At 55.8% G+C, this 18,161-nt stretch carries 16 protein-coding genes; 6 read left to right on the top strand and 10 right to left on the bottom strand.

The genetic code is table 11. The features are described from left to right. The first annotated feature begins 16 nt into the window (after nucleotides 1-16). Both uvrC and IOB61_RS07050 read left to right on the top strand, forming a co-directional pair. On the top strand, nucleotides 17-1,990 hold the full coding sequence (uvrC, locus tag IOB61_RS07055; RefSeq protein WP_290814415.1) for an excinuclease ABC subunit UvrC: 1,974 nt from the start codon (nucleotides 17-19) through the stop codon (nucleotides 1,988-1,990). A 2-nt stretch (nucleotides 1,991-1,992) separates the two neighbouring features. After that, nucleotides 1,993-2,607: a CDP-alcohol phosphatidyltransferase family protein gene (locus IOB61_RS07050; protein ID WP_290814226.1), complete on the top strand. Its 615-nt coding sequence runs from the start codon at nucleotides 1,993-1,995 to the stop codon at nucleotides 2,605-2,607. Here IOB61_RS07050 and IOB61_RS07045 read toward each other — a convergent pair. The 8 genes from IOB61_RS07045 to IOB61_RS07010 all read right to left on the bottom strand — a co-directional run bounded on the left by IOB61_RS07045 (nucleotide 2,604) and on the right by IOB61_RS07010 (nucleotide 8,821). After that, entirely contained in the window at nucleotides 2,604-3,068 is a 465-nt protein-coding gene (locus IOB61_RS07045) for a PAS domain-containing protein (RefSeq protein ID WP_290814412.1), read from the bottom strand. The genes IOB61_RS07050 and IOB61_RS07045 overlap by 4 nt on opposite strands. Before the next feature lie 141 nt (nucleotides 3,069-3,209). Beyond that, the gene (locus IOB61_RS07040; protein ID WP_085340446.1) at nucleotides 3,210-3,614 is read right to left on the bottom strand and encodes a MucR family transcriptional regulator; all 405 of its coding nucleotides are present in this window, start codon (nucleotides 3,612-3,614) and stop codon (nucleotides 3,210-3,212) included. Between the two features lie 458 nt (nucleotides 3,615-4,072). Further along, nucleotides 4,073-5,296 (bottom strand): DUF2336 domain-containing protein, encoded by a 1,224-nt coding sequence (locus tag IOB61_RS07035; protein WP_290814221.1) that lies wholly within the window; start codon nucleotides 5,294-5,296, stop codon nucleotides 4,073-4,075. Nucleotides 5,297-5,377: 81 nt separating this feature from the next. Continuing rightward, on the bottom strand, nucleotides 5,378-6,265 hold the full coding sequence (locus tag IOB61_RS07030; RefSeq protein WP_290814218.1) for a crotonase/enoyl-CoA hydratase family protein: 888 nt from the start codon (nucleotides 6,263-6,265) through the stop codon (nucleotides 5,378-5,380). 105 nt (nucleotides 6,266-6,370) lie between these two features. Then, nucleotides 6,371-6,667: a hypothetical protein gene (locus tag IOB61_RS07025; RefSeq protein ID WP_290814216.1), complete on the bottom strand. Its 297-nt coding sequence runs from the start codon at nucleotides 6,665-6,667 to the stop codon at nucleotides 6,371-6,373. A gap of 4 nt (nucleotides 6,668-6,671) precedes the next feature. Continuing rightward, nucleotides 6,672-7,097, bottom strand: a complete 426-nt coding sequence (locus IOB61_RS07020; RefSeq protein WP_290814213.1) for a YdbL family protein — start codon at nucleotides 7,095-7,097, stop codon at nucleotides 6,672-6,674. A gap of 54 nt (nucleotides 7,098-7,151) precedes the next feature. Further along, nucleotides 7,152-7,349, bottom strand: a complete 198-nt coding sequence (locus IOB61_RS07015; RefSeq protein WP_085340867.1) for a YnbE family lipoprotein — start codon at nucleotides 7,347-7,349, stop codon at nucleotides 7,152-7,154. Nucleotides 7,350-7,513: 164 nt separating this feature from the next. Beyond that, nucleotides 7,514-8,821 carry a M23 family metallopeptidase gene (locus IOB61_RS07010; RefSeq protein ID WP_290814208.1) on the bottom strand — a complete coding sequence of 436 codons (1,308 nt, stop codon included), beginning with the start codon at nucleotides 8,819-8,821 and terminating at the stop codon, nucleotides 7,514-7,516. Nucleotides 8,822-9,178: 357 nt separating this feature from the next. Here IOB61_RS07010 and IOB61_RS07005 point away from each other — a divergent pair, with 357 nt between their 5' ends. The 4 genes from IOB61_RS07005 (at nucleotide 9,179) to IOB61_RS06990 (ending at nucleotide 16,069) form a co-directional block, all read left to right on the top strand. After that, nucleotides 9,179-13,318, top strand: a complete 4,140-nt coding sequence (locus IOB61_RS07005) for a YdbH domain-containing protein (protein WP_290814205.1) — start codon at nucleotides 9,179-9,181, stop codon at nucleotides 13,316-13,318. Nucleotides 13,319-13,414: 96 nt separating this feature from the next. Continuing rightward, nucleotides 13,415-14,350 carry a nitronate monooxygenase family protein gene (locus tag IOB61_RS07000; protein WP_290814202.1) on the top strand — a complete coding sequence of 312 codons (936 nt, stop codon included), beginning with the start codon at nucleotides 13,415-13,417 and terminating at the stop codon, nucleotides 14,348-14,350. 3 nt (nucleotides 14,351-14,353) lie between these two features. After that, a complete protein-coding gene (locus IOB61_RS06995) occupies nucleotides 14,354-15,163 on the top strand; it encodes an SDR family NAD(P)-dependent oxidoreductase (RefSeq protein ID WP_290814199.1) in 810 nt (269 codons plus the stop codon). Between the two features lie 204 nt (nucleotides 15,164-15,367). Then, nucleotides 15,368-16,069 carry a TorF family putative porin gene (locus IOB61_RS06990; RefSeq protein WP_290814196.1) on the top strand — a complete coding sequence of 234 codons (702 nt, stop codon included), beginning with the start codon at nucleotides 15,368-15,370 and terminating at the stop codon, nucleotides 16,067-16,069. A 62-nt stretch (nucleotides 16,070-16,131) separates the two neighbouring features. Here IOB61_RS06990 and IOB61_RS06985 read toward each other — a convergent pair whose 3' ends face one another. After that, a complete protein-coding gene (locus tag IOB61_RS06985; RefSeq protein ID WP_290814193.1) occupies nucleotides 16,132-17,439 on the bottom strand; it encodes an HlyC/CorC family transporter in 1,308 nt (435 codons plus the stop codon). Continuing rightward, nucleotides 17,436-18,161 (bottom strand): 3-dehydroquinate synthase (locus IOB61_RS06980; RefSeq protein WP_290814190.1); only part of this gene is annotated, 726 nt, incomplete at its 5' end. The genes IOB61_RS06980 and IOB61_RS06985, both read right to left, overlap by 4 nt.

Raw genomic sequence — 18,161 nt, 5'->3', positions numbered from 1 at the left:
GCACCTCAGTCAGACCATGTCTAAGGCCGATTCAACCCCTTTACCCGATCTAGCCGACCTGCCTGGGGAAGCCACCCCGGCAAAGGGCGTGCTGCAAGGGGTTGAGGTCATCCGCGATCATTTGCGGCGCTTACCGGGCAAACCCGGCGTCTATCGGATGATCGGGGCAGACGGCGAAGTCCTGTATGTTGGCAAGGCCAAAAACCTGAAAAATCGGGTGACCTCCTATGCCCGAGGTCTCGGCCATTCCAACCGCATCGCCCGCATGATCGATCTGACGCGGGCAATGGAATTTGTGGTGACGGCAACCGAAACAGAAGCGCTGTTGCTTGAGGCCAATCTGATTAAGCGACTACGGCCCCGCTTCAACATTTTGATGCGGGATGACAAATCCTTTCCCTATATCTCCATCCGCCGCGATCATGCCGCCCCGCAAATCGCCAAGCATCGCGGCGCACGCGCCAAAAACGTGGATTATTTCGGGCCCTTCGCCAGTGCTTGGGCCGTCAACGCCAGCCTCACCACCCTGCAGAAGGCCTTCCTGCTGCGGTCGTGTACCGATAGCGTCTATGACGGGCGGTCGCGGCCCTGCATGTTGCACCAGATCAAGCGCTGCTCTGCCCCGTGCGTCGGTCTGATCAGTCAAGCCGATTATGGGGAATTGGTTGATGAGGCGACCGCCTTTTTGCGCGGCAAATCGGTCGACCTGCAAAAGCGGCTGGCTGATGACATGCATGAAGCCGCCGAGAGCTTGGACTTTGAGCGCGCCGCCCGCTTACGCGACCGCATCAAGGCGCTTGCCTCAATCCGAGCGGTTCAGGGCATTAATCCGCAAAGCTTCCAAGAGGCCGATGTGTTTGGCGTGGCCCTAAATGGCGGTATGAGTTGTATCCAGGTCTTTTTCTTCAGGGCCGGGCAAAACTGGGGCAATCGCGCCTATTTCCCAAAACATGAGAAAGATACGACAGAGGCCGAAATCCTCGATGCCTTCATGGCGCAATTCTACGACGACAAGCCCGCGCCAAGCCTGATCCTAACCAGCCATGTTTTGCCAGAGGCAGAGCTTCTGGAGGAGGCCCTAAGCCTGCAGATGGATATGAAAGTTGAGATTCGCTGTCCCCAACGCGGTGAAAAGCGCGACACAGTGGCCCATGCCACATCGAATGCCCGCGAAGCGCTGGCCCGCAAAATGGCCGAGAGCAGTACCCAGACGAAATTGCTGGACGGGGTCGCCGATGTATTCGGCCTTGCAGCTACCCCGCAACGGATCGAAGTCTATGACAATTCCCACATCCAAGGCAGCCATGCCGTTGGGGCGATGATTGTTGCAGGGCCCGATGGGTTTGAGAAAAGCCAGTACCGAAAATGGACCATCAAAGATGCCAAGGGCGGCGATGATTTTGCCATGATGCGCGAAGTCTTCACCCGCCGCTTTGCTCGCTTGATCCAGCCAGAACCGGAAGATTTACCCCCCAGTGTCGATATGGAGGGCAATCTGATTGACGAGGGCGGGCGGAAAAACCGCCAACAAGACACCGCTTGGCCCGACATTGTGTTGATCGATGGGGGTGAGCAGCAATTGGCAGTCGTGGTGGAAGTGGCCAAGGAATTGGGACTGGACGAAGACATCACTTTGATCTCCATCGCCAAAGGCGTGGACCGTGATGCCGGGCGCGAATTCTTTCATCTGCCGGGCCGGCAACCTTTCCGCTTGGAGCCCAAGGACCCTGTTCTCTATTATCTGCAGCGTTTGCGCGATGAAGCCCACCGTTTTGCGATTGGGGCGCACCGTCAGAAACGCTCTATCGCCATTTCAAAAAATCCGCTGGACGAGATTGCGGGCGTCGGCCCCATGCGAAAGAAGGCCATTCTGGCGCGCTTTGGCTCTGCCCGTGGGGTTGCGCGTGCTAGTCTATCCGAATTGATGGAAGTGCCAGGGGTTAATGAAGAACTGGCAACTCGAATTTTGGCTTATTTTCAAAGGACCTAAGGATGAAGTGGCTCCCCAATGCCGTCTCGATCAGCAGATTGGCCCTTGCGCCGTTGATTGGTTATTTGATTTGGGTGGGGCTTTCCAAAGGTGTGGCCAATCGCGAGCTTGAATGGGCGTTTGGGCTTTTTGTCTTTTCAGCTTTGACCGATTGGTTGGACGGCTATTTGGCACGCGCGCTGGATGCCAAGAGCGAGTTGGGCGGCAAGCTCGACCTCTGGGGCGATAAAATTTTGGTGGGCATCACCTTGCTGGCCCTCTGGGTCGGGTGGATCATGCAGAATAATCCCCATGGTAGTTTGATAGCAGACGCTTTAGCCGATCCCTTGGGGGTTGCTGCGGGCGTGTTCTTTTTGCTCGCAATTCCAGTCCGGGACAGTTTGGTGACGCGCTTGCGGGCGCAAGCAAGTCTGAAAGGGATCTCGCTGTCACCGACCTTTGCCGCAAAGTCCAAAACAGCGGTGATTATGGGCGGGATGGGTGTTTTGCTGGCCGGGCTTGCTACCGGCATGTCCGAATTAGGCTTTGCCGGGTTTGCAATACTGGTTTTAGGCGCGTTGATGTCGATTTGGACAGGCTTGTCCTATTTCAAGGCTGCCCGTGGGGCCAAAATCTAAGCTGTCAACATACGCTGGAGTGCCCAATTGGGCGCGCGGGCCCCAGAAAGGGCGATATCAAGGCCAATCACGGCCTCCACTTCTTCATCATGGCCTAATGGCAGGCGCATCCAGAAACGCACCGAATGCCCATGAACACCGACTTCGGCGGGTGCCACGCCACAGGAAGGCTTACGTTCGCGCACGACGCGCTGGATCGTCTCAGCTGACCCGGGCAAGTCTGATTGGACCAAACATAGGCGCGGATCATCACCAAAGACGTCGCGCAGCGCACTGCCCGCCACGCGAACCCGCGGGCCTTCCAACGACTTGGTTTCGATGAGCGAGATGAAGGGCAGAAGCGGCCCAAAAGCACGGGGTTGAAAACTCTCGCGCGTCGGCATCGGCGAGCAGCCAGCTGCGCTGTTCCAGACGTCGAAAAGACGACGCTGTTCTTCCAGCAGCAATTGAGCTCGGAACATTGACACCGATATTAACCCCCTGTTGAGATTAGTATCAGTGATTTGCACCGAATCGCGCAAGAGTCTTTATGTATAGCAAGAGAATATTTTCATCTTTTCACTGCGAATACTTGTTTCGGTAGCGAAATGATCTCTTAATAGTTAACGACGACCGCGTCCCAAGCCAATTTTCTTGGCTAATTCAGAGCGTGCCGCAGCATAATTTGGCGCCACCATTGGATAGTCTGCTGGCAGCCCCCATTTGGCGCGATACTCATCCGGCGACATATCGTAAGAAGAACGCAAGTGGCGCTTCAGCGACTTGAACTTCTTACCATCTTCCAAACAGACGATATGGTCTGGGAAGACCGACTTTTTGGCAGGCACTGCTGGAACCAATTCCTTGGACTCCACGACAGGCGCACCCTCATGGGTATTCTTCAACGACGCATAGACCGTCGAGATCAAACCAGGCAATTCAGACGAGGGAAGCTCATTACCGGCCACATAGGCTGCAACGATTTCAACCGTCATCTCAATCAAACTGGCATCCGTGTTTTCCGACATTACTTAGTTCCCCAGAAATTAGAGACACCGCCCTAAAGACCTACCTAACATAAGTCTTAGCCCGAGCAGCTAGCGCAGAGAGGAGGCGCGCCACTACTTCATGGCCAAAACCACTTTTTATTCTTGCGGAGCAGATAAAACTGCCACCACCAACTTCTTTCACCTTACCGATGTAAATGCAAGCACTTAAACCACGGAAAATATGACGATACCCATGGTAGTTCAAGATTGATTTAATTGATAACCCGACAGATGGTTACCTATTACAAAAAATGTCGTGCAAACGTTCTCAATTAAATATTCTATACTCAAAGTACTATTTGGTTACGCCTAACAAAGTGTTATTACAATTCGGTAATCTTTAAAAATCCCCAATGGGTGGAAAAACTCGATTTCTGATTTTATTTGGAAAAATGGCAGATTCCACATACCAACGGGTATCGACAACTAAGGTAACCTTAGGGGGTATTGCCAAAAACTAGGTTTGAAGAGCGGGCAGCGACCGAATATAGTAACTCCTCATCGCCCTCTTCAAGCTTGGCGGCCAAGGTTGGCGACATTGCAGATGTCAGCGCCCAATTCCAATAACGCAGCACGGTTTGTGCTTTATTGGTGGAAATTGTGTCATAGACGAGCACCGAGCGGCCCCACGGATCACTCAGATCATGATCATCGGCCATTGGACGGCGTAATCCGCGCCATAATTGGCGGAAATGCTTCCGTTTTAGGCCCGTCGCCTTGCACAGCACTGCGATTGATTCGCCACCGCCGTCCGACAAAATCTGCGCACCACACATGGGCTTGATACCTGCGAGGAAGGAGACCTCCACAAAAAGCTCACGCGAGGGCAATTGATGGTCGAGCGCCTCGATTGCGCCCTCGAGGCTGCCATAGGGGCTGCGGGCGGCTGCATCGCGATTGCGCTGGCGTCGCTCGATGAATTGAAGTGTCTTGCGGACCAAAGGATCACGCCAGCCGTCACCCGCAGCGCGAGCAAAAATGTCTTGGGCGGCCTCCAGAAGCGTCAAGCGCTCAACCGCAAAGCGTTGCAGAATGCGGCGACGATCTTCCGCATCGGCCCACCAGAACATGGTCAGGCCCTGAGAGGGCTTCAATTCCGGACGCTTGACCAGAAGAGGCACAAGGCTGTGCTCTTGCTTGGACAGGGCTGTGGCCTGCTCCATGGCGGGATGGGCAAAGGTGCTGCCTTCATTGCGCAACAGGGCCTGAATGACTTCCACTTCGCCCATATTGACCAGAACATCGGTCACCGCCTCAGACACCACTTTGCGCTTCGCAATCATCAAGCGGTGCGTGGTGGTTGCAGAAGGCGAAAGCGCTGTGGCGATCAGGTCTGAGTCGTTGAAACCTTCGCACACTTCCAGCAAGGGAATGGCTACTTGGAGCTCGTCCTTGGCCAAAAAGCGTAACAGGATTGCAGGTGTATCTATCAAGAGCGCCATACGTTCCGCACAGCGCACGCGAGTGCCAATATCGCTTTCGCGCAAGACCTCTATCAAGAGATCGGCCGCAATATGGCGTTCTTGTGGGGTAATGCGTGAACCAGGCAGACCAACCACGTCCTGCAGACGTCGCGTCAACATGGCGCGCGTCTTGGTTTGTCCCCCTTCTTCGATTTCGAATCTGTCTATTTCGAACTCAGATAGGGTTCCGTCTGCCATTTCGTCCTCACACTAGGTCTTAAACTGGCCGAGGAACATTAAAATCCAGTTTACACCTTATGCTCAAAGTAAGGCCGAGACTCACTTAAATGGAACATCGTCCCACCAAGGAAAAAAGTCCGGCATTTCGGTTGAAACCTTGTTGGCATAGGCCGGCGGCCGCTTTTCAAGGAAGCTCATGACGCCTTCGCGGGCATCAATGGTTTGCCCCCGCGCATAGACACCGCGGCTATCAATCTTGTGGGCCTGCATGGGATGGTCTGCCCCCAACATGCGCCACATCATCTGACGGGTTAGGGCCACAGAAACCGGTGCAGTATTATCCACAATTTCGCGCGCGATTGCATGTGCTGCGGGCAAGAGATCTTCTGGCGCATGCAAGGATTTCACCAATCCAGCCGCTAAAGCTTCTTCCGCACCAAAGACGCGACCAGACATGCACCAGTCCAACGCCTGAGAAATGCCAACCAATCGGGGCAAAAACCAACTGGAACAAGCTTCTGGCACGATGCCTCGTCGGGCAAAAACAAAACCAAAACGGGCCGCGGTCGAAGCAATGCGAATATCCATCGGCAATTGCATGGTAGCCCCAATTCCGACACCGGCCCCATTGATCGCACCAATGACCGGCTTAAGGCTCTCAAACATGCGCAACGTCATGCGCCCGCCGCTATCACGAATGCGCTCTAAATCATCTAAACCCGCTTTGTCGGGCCGATCTGAGCGATTATCATAGTCAAAAGTCTTGGCCCCAGCCGATAAGTCAGCGCCAGCGCAAAAAGCCCGACCGGCCCCTGTAACGATGACGGCACCCACATCATCATTGGCATCGGTCAGATCGAAAGCTGCCACCATGTCCAGCATCATCTGGCCGGTGAAGGCGTTCATTTTTTCGGGACGATTGAGGGTGATCACAGCAACTTTGTCTGCAATCTCGAGCGTGATAGTCTCAAAGCTGGCGGCTGACATATGGAACTCCCTGACTGGCCGCCTTCTCACTGGGGCGGCGCATTCAGTCAGATTGGCCCAGTTTATGGTGCCCGCGCAAGGCCCAAATCTGGGCCTTCACAGCCCCTAATTTTGGCCCGGGCGTTTGCGACCGGGATCGGCCCGATCGTCATAGCCGTGACGCGAGGAATAAAAGCTCAACCACATCAAGCCAAAACCCAAAGCCAGCGACAAGACGGTCCCCAAGCCCATAGCGATCCAGCCATGCATGGAGATAACAGGGAAGCGACCGATCAAGAAGATCGATACAAAGCCCGCCAAACTGGCAATCATCAAGAGACCCAAAAAGACAATAATCAACCAAGCCCCCCCAGACAAACGCTGGGAGGCCTTGGGTGCTTGAGGGGTCAGGTCGCCGGCCAAGGCTTTAGTTTGCCTTGGGAGCAGGAGCACAACGGATGACGACGACATCATCGGCGGTTTGCATGACCTGGGATTCGGGTGTCTTCACGCACCAAGTCTTGGTGATGTCCTGAAAATACTCGCCATTTGGCGTCTTGGTAATCTGACGTAAGGCCGACAACAGAGCAACTCGATCTTCGGTCTCACCCGTCTCTTTGGCCGTGTCGTTAAACACGCCGCGGCGGCGAATATTGATCTCATTGATCCGGCGCTGCAGGTCTGCTTGGGCGGCAGTCGGGGGGCGCACAAAGCCGAGATAGCCGTCAGCCTGCTCGCCAATGATGCCAGCAGCCATGGCCTTATCAACTGGGCCATTATTGTCGATCGCCATGGCAGAAGTCGCGATCAGCGCGCCTGCTACCATTAAGCCTATGAGAATCGTGCGTTTCATGTCCATCACTCTCCGAAAGCGCTACCTGTCCTGCGGCGCGCCTGTGTCAGGGGATTAGAAAATGCCAGGATTGGCTTGTGCTGCCTTATCGAGCTCACGCTCCAACTTAACCCGCACCGTCTGCTCAATCTTCATATTGATATTCAGATTGATCTCGATTGGCTTGTCGGGCACCTGCAGGCGAATTGTGGGCGTGCAGCCAGCAACACCAACTAACCCTACGGCGCTTATCGCAAGAAGACTGTGACGCATGGGGCCATCCTTATCAGCACGGGCCTATCCCGTAAGACAGTCATAGCATGACTATTCCCATGTGAACCCCCCATGAACTTCACGATGCACAGCTTTCATGTTGCAGCAAAAGAAACGCCCCGGGATGACCCGGGGCGTGCTTGAAGTGCTTAACACGGAGATTTTTAGTTTGTGATACGGGTAGTGCCCGAGCCAGCTTGTGCGATCGATGTCGATCCAATGGCTTCCCGGCGCATCGCGTCGATCCGGGCACGGAAAGCATTAAAGCGGGCCATTTGCTCGGGCGGCAAAGCCTGACCGGTTGGCACGCCAACGCCAAGAGGGTTGATCGCTTGGCCGTTGCGGCGAACTTCATAATGCAAATGCGGGCCAGTCGAACGACCGGTATTGCCCACAAACGCAATCACATCGCCCTGCTTCACCCGGTCACCCGGACGCAAGCCGGGGGCAAAGCGTGAAATATGGCCATAACGGGTAGACCAGGTTGCATCGTGTTGAATATCCACGACATTTCCATAGCCGCCCATCGCGCTCGCACGGGTCACCACGCCATCGCCTGCGGCCAAGATCGGGGTACCGATTGGTGCACCGAAGTCGATGCCTTCATGCATTTTGGTATAGCCCAACACAGGGTGAACACGGCTACCAAACCCAGAAGTCAAGCGTGCACCGTTAATCGGCGTCCGCATCAAGAACTTTCGGGCAGACCGGCCTGCAGCATCATACCAGTCCGACGATGCAGAGCCTGGAGGCTGAAAACGATACAACTGGATGGTGCGACCACCGGCAGTGGTCATGCGGGCAAACACAGGTTCGCCTTCGCGGACGACTTGACCGCGCAAGTCAGACACGCGGTCATACATCAGTTCAAACTCAGTGCCTGGGCCCACTTCGCGTTCGAAGTCGACGTCATAAGCAAAGGCTTGTGCGATGGAATCAGCGGCGCGGTCTGGTGCACCCAATTCGCGCACCGCATTCACCAAGCCGTTTTGACCAATAACACCGGCAATGCGCAGGGTCTTGCGCTGCATGTTGGTGGTCATCTCACGGGCGCGGAATACATTGTCGATACCGCGCGTAACGGTTACCGAGCGCTCTGCCCCGCTGGCGAGATTGAACCCAGCCAAGCGATTGCCACCGGCACCAGGCTGCATAAACACGGTCACCTTGTCGTCGCGACGCACATCGCGCGGATCAAGGCTGCGAGCCAGCGAACGAACAGCGCTTGCGACATCATCGCGCATCGCACCGGCGCGGATCAAAGCTTGTTCGAGGGTTTCGCCAGCGCGAATCGAAATGGTTTGACGATCTGATTGTCCGGTACCAGCGGCAAAGGCCATATGCTCAAGATTGGCATTTTGCGCGATCGCGGTGTGAATAGTTCCAGCTGAGGCGATAAAGCCGATCGCACATCCCAAGCTAAGCTTGACTGCGAGATTGAAGGCAGCGCGACGTTTGGTCGTGTGTCTCAAAAGCTAACCCCTTTAGCCGTTACGAGTACGAACTGTACCCTTCACAGATTAAGTTCGGGTGTAAATCCCGCCCCGTTTAACCATACTTTGGCAGTTTTTTTTCTCATTGTGTTGCCTGAAATACACAAGTTTCAGCACAGGGCAACCCCTTGCCTCAGTCGGAGTCCAATTTCACCCCTGCATTTGCCTCTTTTTGGTCACTTTTGATCGCAGTTTGGTACAGGTTCGAGCGCCTATAAGTGGGGGGTCGAGAAACCGGCCAGAGCAAGGTATAGAGCTTGTATGAATGACCGAGTCCCGCCTCATGATGACCTCAATTCTGAGACCGAGACCCCAAGTGTTAACAAAGTTAACCATTTGAGTCGTAAAACTTATCTGAGGGGAACTTCGCGTCTTTGGGGCCTTGGACTTCTAGGACTCGCCTCAGCCGCGAGTCTTGGTTGGATTTGGCGAGCCGAACTCGCCGAATCGGGGGTTCAGTCACTTCTGCGTGAGCGCGGAATCGAAGGCGGAATTTCTTTCACAAAATTATCAGTAAATGCGGCCACGATCCGTGATCTCCGCTTAGGCCCGGCGCAAAACCCAACCCTTGTTTTGCCGGTTGCGAGCTTGAGCTGGCACTTCGACATCAGAAGCGGTCGTTTGGTGATTGACCGGTTAGAGGCGCAAGGTGCCAAACTCCATATTGGGATGACAAAGACGGGTGAGCCCGATTTTGGCGCACTCAAGCCTTTCTTGATCCCGTCAGACAAGCCAAGCCAAGTTCGGCTGACCGATGTGATCTTGCGCGATGCCCTGTTGAGCTTTGACAGCACGATGGGAAAGGGCTCGGCGCGCATCCAAGCTTCAGGGGGTGATCTGACGGGCTGGCGCGCGCAAATACTGATAACGCCACCGACAGAGGTCGTGACGCAGTCGCGCGATCGGCCTTTGGCAGTTGGATTGGCTTTGGCCCCAATAGCCGAAGGGGCCGATGGGCAAAAAGGCCCAACCCAAATCGGCCTAGCGTTGCGGCCCGAAGGGCAGAGCTATCGCATCGGGGATTTCCAACTCGACCGTTTGGCTGGGCTTGCTCAAGCGCTCGTCGTTCTTGATGGCAAAGGCGGTACGCGGGTTGAAACACGCACAGTCGCGTTGACGGCGCAAAAAGCCCGCCTCCCACAACTAAGCGCGCAATCTCTGACCCTTACAGGTGGCACCGGGCAGTGGCAGCATCAGGTCTCAGGTCAGAAATCTTGGTTCGAGACGGGCTTTGGCACTTTGATTGGCCGGATCGAAGCCAAATCCGTGCAAGCTTCGCAAGGCCAGTTTCAAAATCTTGCTTTGGACTTCTCGACAGCCCGCACCCAGACCGGCTTAACCCGTCTGGATATCAAAGGCAGCGTGGCAAGCCCTCAGACTAGTCCTGCCCTCGGCTGGAGCGCCAGCAAGGCGGAGGTCTCGGGCTTTGTTCAGACCGTCTTGAAAGACCTCAAACAAGCCCCCGAGGCGACGTGGGAAGGCCAGACTCTGTTGACCTGGGCCAATCTCGTGCAAGAGGCTCAAAAGGTTGCCGATCCCGTGTCAGGCAAGGCTGGGTTTGGCTTTGCCTATGGGCCCAAGCAAGCCGAAGTGCGGGTCAGTGATCCCATTGAACTGGCGCTGCGCTCAGGCCCGAAACTGCGCTTCACGCCCGACGCAAAACGTCCGCCCTTGTTCCGATTGGATTTGACCAAGCCAAATGCAGAAGGCTTTGAAGCCATCGGCTCTGGCGATTTTGCGATTTCTGCCCCCAATGCAGGCACTGGCCAAGGCCGACTGGAAGACTTTAGTTGGAACCCCGCCGGCTGGTCGCTGGCTGCGCGAAACCTAGCCCTGAAGAATGTGCCCATGCCTGGTGCTTGGTCTGGCGTTTTGCTGTCTGGCCAAGTAGGCGATCTGTCCTTGGCTGCAAAGCGTGGTGACGTTCCGGTGGGGTCGGGTCGGGGCACAATCGAGGTGGCAGCCAAAGCCGGTACCGCCGGATTGGGTCTTGGCGCAGGGCGCGCGAAATTGACCGGGCAAATTCGCGGCAATGGTCAAATCTTGTCGGTTTCGGTGGCAGGCCCGATTGAGGGATTTGGCAAGAATGGCCCAGGGGCACGGCAGGGGCGGTTGAGTTTAGATGCTAAGGCCGTTCGTAACCAGTCAATCTGGACGGTGGACCTCGACGGTCAAATTGGGGCAGCGGGGTTCCGATCACCCGATCTCAATGTGCTCGATTTATCGGGACGGCTGAAAGGCCGCGCCCGGCTGGGGGGGCTTGTCGCGCTACCTTCGAGCCCAAATCAAGTAGAGGCGCTCAACCTCAGCCACTTGGGTAGTTGGGACGCCAACCTAACCATCACAGGCGCGGTGGACAGCCTCTCCTCCCAAAGCTTTGGCGTGCGAACAGGTCGGTTCACCCTGCCAATTTCTGCGCGCGGGACTATGCAAGCGGTGGAAGCCAGCGGCACCCTGACGATGGATGCAGAAACCTTGGCTTATGATGACAGCCATGTTGATGGGTTGCGCGCCGACTTGCCAATCCGTTTTCGCTCCGCCCCCGGTCAGGCCTCCATGTGGCAAGCCACAACTAATCTGAATGCGACTGCAAGCTCGCTGACCTCCGGCGATACCTATGTTGAAGGCTTGCGGGTGAGCGGGCCACTGCAAGCCATTCCAAGCGAAGTTGGTTCGGCCATCCTTCTGCAGGGCGATAGCTGTTTGGCCGTGACGGCCCAACAGGGTCGTTTTCCCGGCGATGCGAGCGTCGGGCCAGTCAGGTCCAGCTTCTGCCCGGACCGCTTTGGTCGATTTGCCAGCTTGATGGGGGGAGACCCCATTATCTATGCCGATGCCCGGTTTGAGCCGTTAGAATTGCGCTTAGGGGCCTTAGAAGATGGCCGCTCTCTGCGTTTAGGCGCCGTCCGCGGGGATTTCCGCCCGTCGGCGACTGGTGGTTGGTTACTGGACCTGACCTCGAAAGAGCTTGGCTACACATTCAAATTGCCAGATGGCGGCTTTGCAGAACTCAACGCACAAGATTCCTCGTTGCGACTGACCCCTGACCCCGGCGGCATGACCTTGCGCGGCCAGTTGGCCGGCTTGCGGGCCAAGGGCCTGCCCGTGCAGATTTCTGGCATCGCAACCGCCGACCTCCAGGCACGACGTGCAGGGCTTGTCGGCAGTCTTGCGTTTGAGAATCTTTTGGTGCGCGATGCGCCGACCTATTTCCCGACGCCCGATGCCAATGGCGAGCTCGTTGAGCGCCCTGCCCGCTTTGGCATGCTGTCTCTCACGGGCGAAGGCACCATCAATGGCAGCCAAATCGACATTCAAAGCGACATCAGCTTGGCGGCCTCGAACGCTTTTCTTGCACGCGCCATTTTGAACCATAATGCCGAGACAGGTCTTGGCCGCCTCGATGCCTTGTCAGAGTCGATTTCCTTTGGCCAATTGCCCAAGAATGCGGCCGGTGTCACGCAAGAGAATGTCCGGCCGCTCGATGCGGATGATATTGTTCCAGCCCTACAAGGGGTGATTTTGGATGTAGTGGGCGATGTCTCGGGTTCAGCCTCCATGGCTTGGGGGCCCAATCAGGCGACCGTTTCAGACGCCAAGCTTTCGACCGCTAATCTCGACTTCCTGACCATGCTAGGTCCGGTCACCAATTTGACGGGCGACTTTTCGCTCGATGATTTGTTGAAAGTCCGCTCTGCCGGAGAGCAAGGCTTTACGGTCGCCCAATTTGATCCGGGCTTGCCGATCCAAGACGTCAATGTCGTCTTTGCCTTGCCCGGTGACAATACGCTTGAACTCAAAGATGCAAGTTGGCCGTTTGCCGACGGCACATTATCCGTTCGCCCCGCAAGCTGGACCTTCCGCGACGGGGATCAATCCTTTGCGGTCGATGTCGAAGATGTCGACCTCGCGAAATTCTTAGGCCTCACGAAAATCCCAAACTTGCAGATCGACGGGAAAGTCTCTGGCGTCTTCCCGATTGAGGTGCGCAATGGCAGTGTGGAGATTGTGGGGGGTAAGCTGCAGGCGCGCGACGGTGGCGGAAAAATTCGCTACACGGGGCCCATTCCGGGGTCTGACCCAAAGGCCCCAGTGAAAAAGCTGCCTTGGTATCAAAGATGGTTTGCGCCTCGGCCACCAAGCCAAGCCGAAATCGCCGCCCAAGCCTTGACCGGCATTGAGTATGAGATCGATAGAATCACGGTCGATGGCCGTATCACTGGGGATTTGACCTTGGGCGTGGTCTTGATCGGGGCCAATCCGCAAGTCCTATCCGGGGTGCCGATCAAGCTCAATGTGAAGGCTGTTTTGCCCGTTGGCCAGTTAACCGACATGGCCAATCGTTTCATCGAAACCGCCACCAGTGCGGATATGTTGAAAGAATTGGACAAGCTTGACCGCGCCCAAAATGGCAAAGGCTTTATTCCGACAGAGGCCGAAGACAAAGCGGCCCAAGCCCGCAAGTCTGGGCGCTAAAGCGCGAGCTAGACCTAATTTGGATTCAGGCTTGACCTTCCCCTAAGGCTTGGCCAAGACTTTCCCCAAGCAAAAACAATCAGGGGAGCATCGCCTATGGCCTTACCACTTTCACTTCAGGGGCGCTTGCGGCTGCCGATTGTGGCCGCACCCATGTTTCTGGTCTCAGGGCCAGAACTGGTCATAGCGTCCTGCAAAGCAGGTATTCTGGGGACCTTTCCCGCCCTCAATCAGAGGACCAGCGAAGGCTATGGGGAATGGCTTGATCTCATCCAAGCTGCATTGACCCCGCAAGATGGCCCATTTGGCGTGAACTTGATTGTGCACAAGACCAATCCGCGCTTGGCGGCAGACGTCAAAATTTCCAGCGACAAGAAAATCCCCCTAGCAATTACCTCGCTTGGGGCGGTCAAAGATGTGGTGCAAGCCATTCATGATGGCGGCGGTCTGGTCTTCCATGACGTCACCAATATGAAGCATGCCGAAAAAGCGATGGAGGCAGGTGTTGATGGCCTGATCCCGGTTTGTGCGGGTGCGGGTGGCCATGCAGGCACCTTGTCACCCTTCGCGCTGGTCACCGAATTGCGCCAAGCCTTTCCCGATACGTGCATCGCCCTGTCGGGTGCGATGTCGACCGGGCGGCACGTTGCTACCGCCCGCATGCTGGGCGCAGACTTGGCCTATATGGGCACGCGCTTTATCGCGACTAACGAGAGCCGAGGCCAGGATGACTATAAGCAGATGATTGCGGACAGCGAGGCTGCCGATATTGTCTATACGCCGAAGATCAGCGGCATTCCGGCCAATTTCCTGATCCCCTCTTTGCTCCAAAATGGCCTAGACCCTGTCACCATGGAGCCCAAGACCCATGTCGATATGGGCGAAGAACTCAATGCCGGAAAAGCTTGGTCCACCATTTGGTCGGCGGGTCAGGGTGTGGGGGCCATTCACGAGACAATCCCAGTCAAGGACCTTATCGACCGGCTAGAGGCCGAATATCGGGCGGCCTTGGCCGAAGCAAAGGATTTCTAGATCATGGCCAATTTTGAAAACAAGGTCGCAATCATCACGGGTTCTGCCACCGGGCTTGGCGCGTCAACGGCTTTGAAGCTTTCGGAGTCTGGTGCCAGGATCATTCTGAATTATTCCAAAAGCCAAGCAGAATGCGAAGCAACCGCCCAGGCCTGTCTGAAAGCCGGGGCAAAGGAAGTGCGCGTTGTGCAAGGCAATGTCGCCTTAGATGAGGATTGCCGTAAAATCGCAGCAGCTGCTGAGGATTGGGGCCAAGTCGATATTTTGGTCAATAATGCGGGAACCACAAAGCACGCCCCCAATCACGCCGATATGGACGCACTGGCGGCGGACGATTTCCTCCACCTCTATCAAGTCAATACGGTCGGCCCGTTCATGATGGTGCGCGCGGCAAAGCCCTTATTGATCGCAGCCTATCATAAGAGCCAATCGGCAAGTTCTGTTGTGATGATTTCGTCGATTGCCGGGGTCATCGGCATTGGATCCTCGGTTGCCTATGCCGCCACCAAGGGGGCCCTCAACACCATGACCAAGTCGTTGGCCCGCGCTTTGGCACCGGCGATTCGGGTCAATGCGGTCTGCCCGGGCTTTATTGATACACGCTGGTTTACCGATGCTTTCGGCGAAGATACCACGGCAAAAATCCGAGAAAACGTAAAGAAACAAGTCCCTCTGCAAGTTGCTTCGGGTCCCGATGATATCGCCGACACGGTCGCCTTCTTCTGTTCCACCGCGTCCCGCCACATCACGGGCGAGACCCTGCTTGTGGATGCAGGACTCCATCTTGGGGCAAGCATCCGTGCACCGACATAAGCGCAAGCCCGCTTATTAGTCATTTTTTGATGTTTTATGATTAAAGAAGCAGCATGGCGCGGTTCATCGCGTCCGCCTGACGTTCAGTGCGATTGCAAACGAGGTGTTGCGCTGATGTCATAGCGGCGAAGTTCAAACTTCGCCAAAAAGGCGAATGTAAATTACAAGGGGTCGCACCTTTCGCGGCTTCCATAGGGGACTAAAATGAAACTCAAAGCACTCCTTTTGGCTACAGCCTTGGTATGCGGCGCTCCCGCCGTCGCTTCCGCTCAAGAAACCACCACCTCCGTGAACGTCGGTGTTGCTTCTAGCTACCAATTCCGCGGCGTGAACCAAAATGCTGACGACACGGGCCAGGTTTTCGGCGGCGTGGATGTGTCGGCTGGTTCCTTCTATGTCGGCACCTGGTTGTCGAACGTCGATTTCGGCACCAAGGCCAATTTGGAAGTCGACCTCTATGCTGGCTACAAGCCACAAGTCGGCCCTGTCACCTTGGATATCGGCGTTCTGGCCTATACCTACCCACAAGAGAGCAATCTTTTGATCTATGAAGGCAAGTTCGCTGGCACGGTTGCAACCGAGTCGGGCGTCGCGCTGACGGGTTCGGTGTTCTATTCGCCAGAATATGGCAAAGATGGCCCTTCCTACTGGTATTATGAAGCCGCTGTTTCTGCCCCAATCCCGGGCGCAAAAATCGGCCCCTTCGCTTTGTCGGCTAGCGCTTCGGTCGGTAGCTTGAACGCAGAAACCAACTTGGTTCTGCCAGACTACACCAACTGGAAAGTCGGTCTGACAGCTGCCACGGAAGGCGGCTGGGCTGTCGACGTGTTCTACACCGACACCGACGTTGACAATAACAACCTCTACGAAGGTAAGGGCGTTGTTCAGTTGAAGCGTACCTTCTAAGAACGACTTCCAAAGTCACATCGAAAGGCCGTAAGCGCAAGCTTACGGCCTTTTTGTTTGCGCTATTTTCGCCCGGCCTCATCCTTATCGCTGGCCACTTCCGGTGTGATACGAATGGCCAGAATCTGGTTGCGATGCTTGCGGAGGATTTGGAAGCGATAGCCGTGGAAGGCAAAACGTTGGCCGGGGTCTGGAATGGCTTGGGCCTCATGGATCACAAGGCCTGCAATGGTCACCGCTTCTTCGTCGGGCAAATCCCAGTCCATGGCGCGATTGAGGTCGCGAATGGGTACGGCCCCATCGACATTGACCGAGCCATCGGGTTGCGGCCTTACGCCTTGAATGGCGATGTCATGCTCGTCCACAATGTCGCCGACGATTTCTTCTAAAATGTCTTCCAAGGTCACAAGGCCTTGCAGCGCCCCATATTCATCGACCACACAGGCGACATGGCTGCGGCGCTTCAAGAATTCTTCCAATTGCTCTTTCAAAGTGGTGGTGTCGGGCACAAACCAGGGCTGGCGAATGATGGCCTTCAGGTCGATCGCGTCCAAATCGCCTTGGGCATCCGCAATGGCTTGCAACAAGTCTTTTGCGTGGAGAATGCCGACAATGTTTTCCTGATCGCCCTCATAGAGGGGTAAGCGCGAATGCTGAGTCTGCAGCACTTGCATGACGATTTCGCGCGACGGCAATTCCACATCAATCGTTTTCATATTCTTGCGGTGGATCATCACGTCGGAAACATCGAGCTCTTCAAGGTCGAGAACCCCGGCAACCCGGTCGCGGTCGGATTTTTCAACGCTGCCTTCATGCTTGCCAAGCTCAATCGCGCCGCGAATTTCTTCCATCGTCGCATCTTCATCGGTGACTCGATCCAACTTGACGCCAAATATCTGCAAGGTGGCCCGCACAATCCAGCGCACGGCGGTCACAATCGGGCTGAGAAGGGTAACCGACCATTGCACGGGCAAGGACACCCAGCGCGCCGTCGTCTCTGGGTAAGAGAAAGCAAAGGTTTTCGGCATCACTTCGGCAAAGATCAAAACAATCGCCGTCACAAGAGCCGTCGCGATGGCAATTGTGGTGGGTGCTTGGCCAAACAATTGCACCAAAAGCGCGGTTGTCAGCGCACCGGCCAAGGTGTTCAAAAAGTTATTGCCCAAAAGCAGCGAGCCAATTAGCCGGTCTGGATTTTGGATCAGGCGATTGACGCGCGCTGCCGCCCGGTCACCGTCCTTTTCAAGCTGGAACATACGTGCGCGCGAGGAGGACGTAATCGACGTCTCAGCCGCAGAGTAAAAAGCAGACATCGCAATAAGAACAGCGACCGAAATCGCTGTTACGATGACCGTGGGGTCAATCGTCATCGTTGAACATCCTCTTTCAAAAAGGCTCGGACGGCTTCTGCATCAACGCCCTTTTGCACAAAGGCCGCGCCGATGCCGCGCGTCAAAATCAGGGTCAGGGCCCCATTCTCATTTTTCTTGTCGTGGCTCATGGCTTCAAACAAAGCGTCTGGATGCCAAGGCCCGCCGGGCAAGAGTTTAGGCAGATGGGCAAGGCCTGCGGCTTGCAAAGCCTGCTCTGCCAACAGGACATCTTGATGTGGGCAAAGCCCTTGGGCGTGGGAAAAGCGGAATGCCATCGCCATGCCACAGGCCACCGCTTCGCCATGGCGCAGCACGCTTTCATCAAAACCAACGATGGCTTCAAACGCATGGCCAAAAGTGTGGCCCAGGTTCAACAGTGCGCGCACGCCAGCTTCGCGTTCATCTTCAGCCACAATGCGGGCTTTGGCCCGAACGGACTGACCAATGGCATAGGCCAAATGCTCAACCGTGCCAGCCAGCGCCGTGGGTGCATGGGCCAGGCACCAGTCAAAGAAAGCCCGGTCGCCAAGTAGGCCGATCTTCAAAATCTCGGCCCAACCTGCCCGCAAATCGCGCGCAGGCAAAGTCGCCAGCGTGGATAGATCCGCCAGAACATAACGCGGCTGCCAGAAAACGCCGATGAGATTCTTACCGGCACTGGCATTAATGGCCGTTTTGCCGCCGACCGAGGAATCGACTTGGGCCAGCAAAGTCGTCGG

This window comes from Aquidulcibacter sp., from assembly GCF_020253525.1.
Lineage (GTDB): Bacteria > Pseudomonadota > Alphaproteobacteria > Caulobacterales > Aquidulcibacteraceae > Aquidulcibacter.
The sequence above is the reverse complement of the archived record's forward strand: the minus strand, read 5'-3'. Positions and strand labels throughout refer to the sequence as shown.

Bases quoted from the DNA above. Each gene is read 5' to 3' on its own strand.
- IOB61_RS07040 (WP_085340446.1), bottom strand. From the start codon at position 3,614: ATGTCGGAAAACACGGATGCCAGTTTGATTGAGATGACGGTTGAAATC.
- IOB61_RS06995 (WP_290814199.1), top strand. From the start codon at position 14,354: ATGGCCAATTTTGAAAACAAGGTCGCAATCATCACGGGTTCTGCCACC.
- IOB61_RS06990 (WP_290814196.1), top strand. From the start codon at position 15,368: ATGAAACTCAAAGCACTCCTTTTGGCTACAGCCTTGGTATGCGGCGCT.
- IOB61_RS07020 (WP_290814213.1), bottom strand. From the start codon at position 7,097: ATGAAACGCACGATTCTCATAGGCTTAATGGTAGCAGGCGCGCTGATC.
- IOB61_RS07015 (WP_085340867.1), bottom strand. From the start codon at position 7,349: ATGCGTCACAGTCTTCTTGCGATAAGCGCCGTAGGGTTAGTTGGTGTT.
- IOB61_RS07030 (WP_290814218.1), bottom strand. From the start codon at position 6,265: ATGTCAGCCGCCAGCTTTGAGACTATCACGCTCGAGATTGCAGACAAA.
- IOB61_RS06985 (WP_290814193.1), bottom strand. From the start codon at position 17,439: ATGACGATTGACCCCACGGTCATCGTAACAGCGATTTCGGTCGCTGTT.
- IOB61_RS07000 (WP_290814202.1), top strand. From the start codon at position 13,415: ATGGCCTTACCACTTTCACTTCAGGGGCGCTTGCGGCTGCCGATTGTG.
- IOB61_RS07045 (WP_290814412.1), bottom strand. From the start codon at position 3,068: ATGTTCCGAGCTCAATTGCTGCTGGAAGAACAGCGTCGTCTTTTCGAC.
- IOB61_RS07050 (WP_290814226.1), top strand. From the start codon at position 1,993: ATGAAGTGGCTCCCCAATGCCGTCTCGATCAGCAGATTGGCCCTTGCG.
- IOB61_RS07035 (WP_290814221.1), bottom strand. From the start codon at position 5,296: ATGGCAGACGGAACCCTATCTGAGTTCGAAATAGACAGATTCGAAATC.
- uvrC (WP_290814415.1), top strand. From the start codon at position 17: ATGTCTAAGGCCGATTCAACCCCTTTACCCGATCTAGCCGACCTGCCT.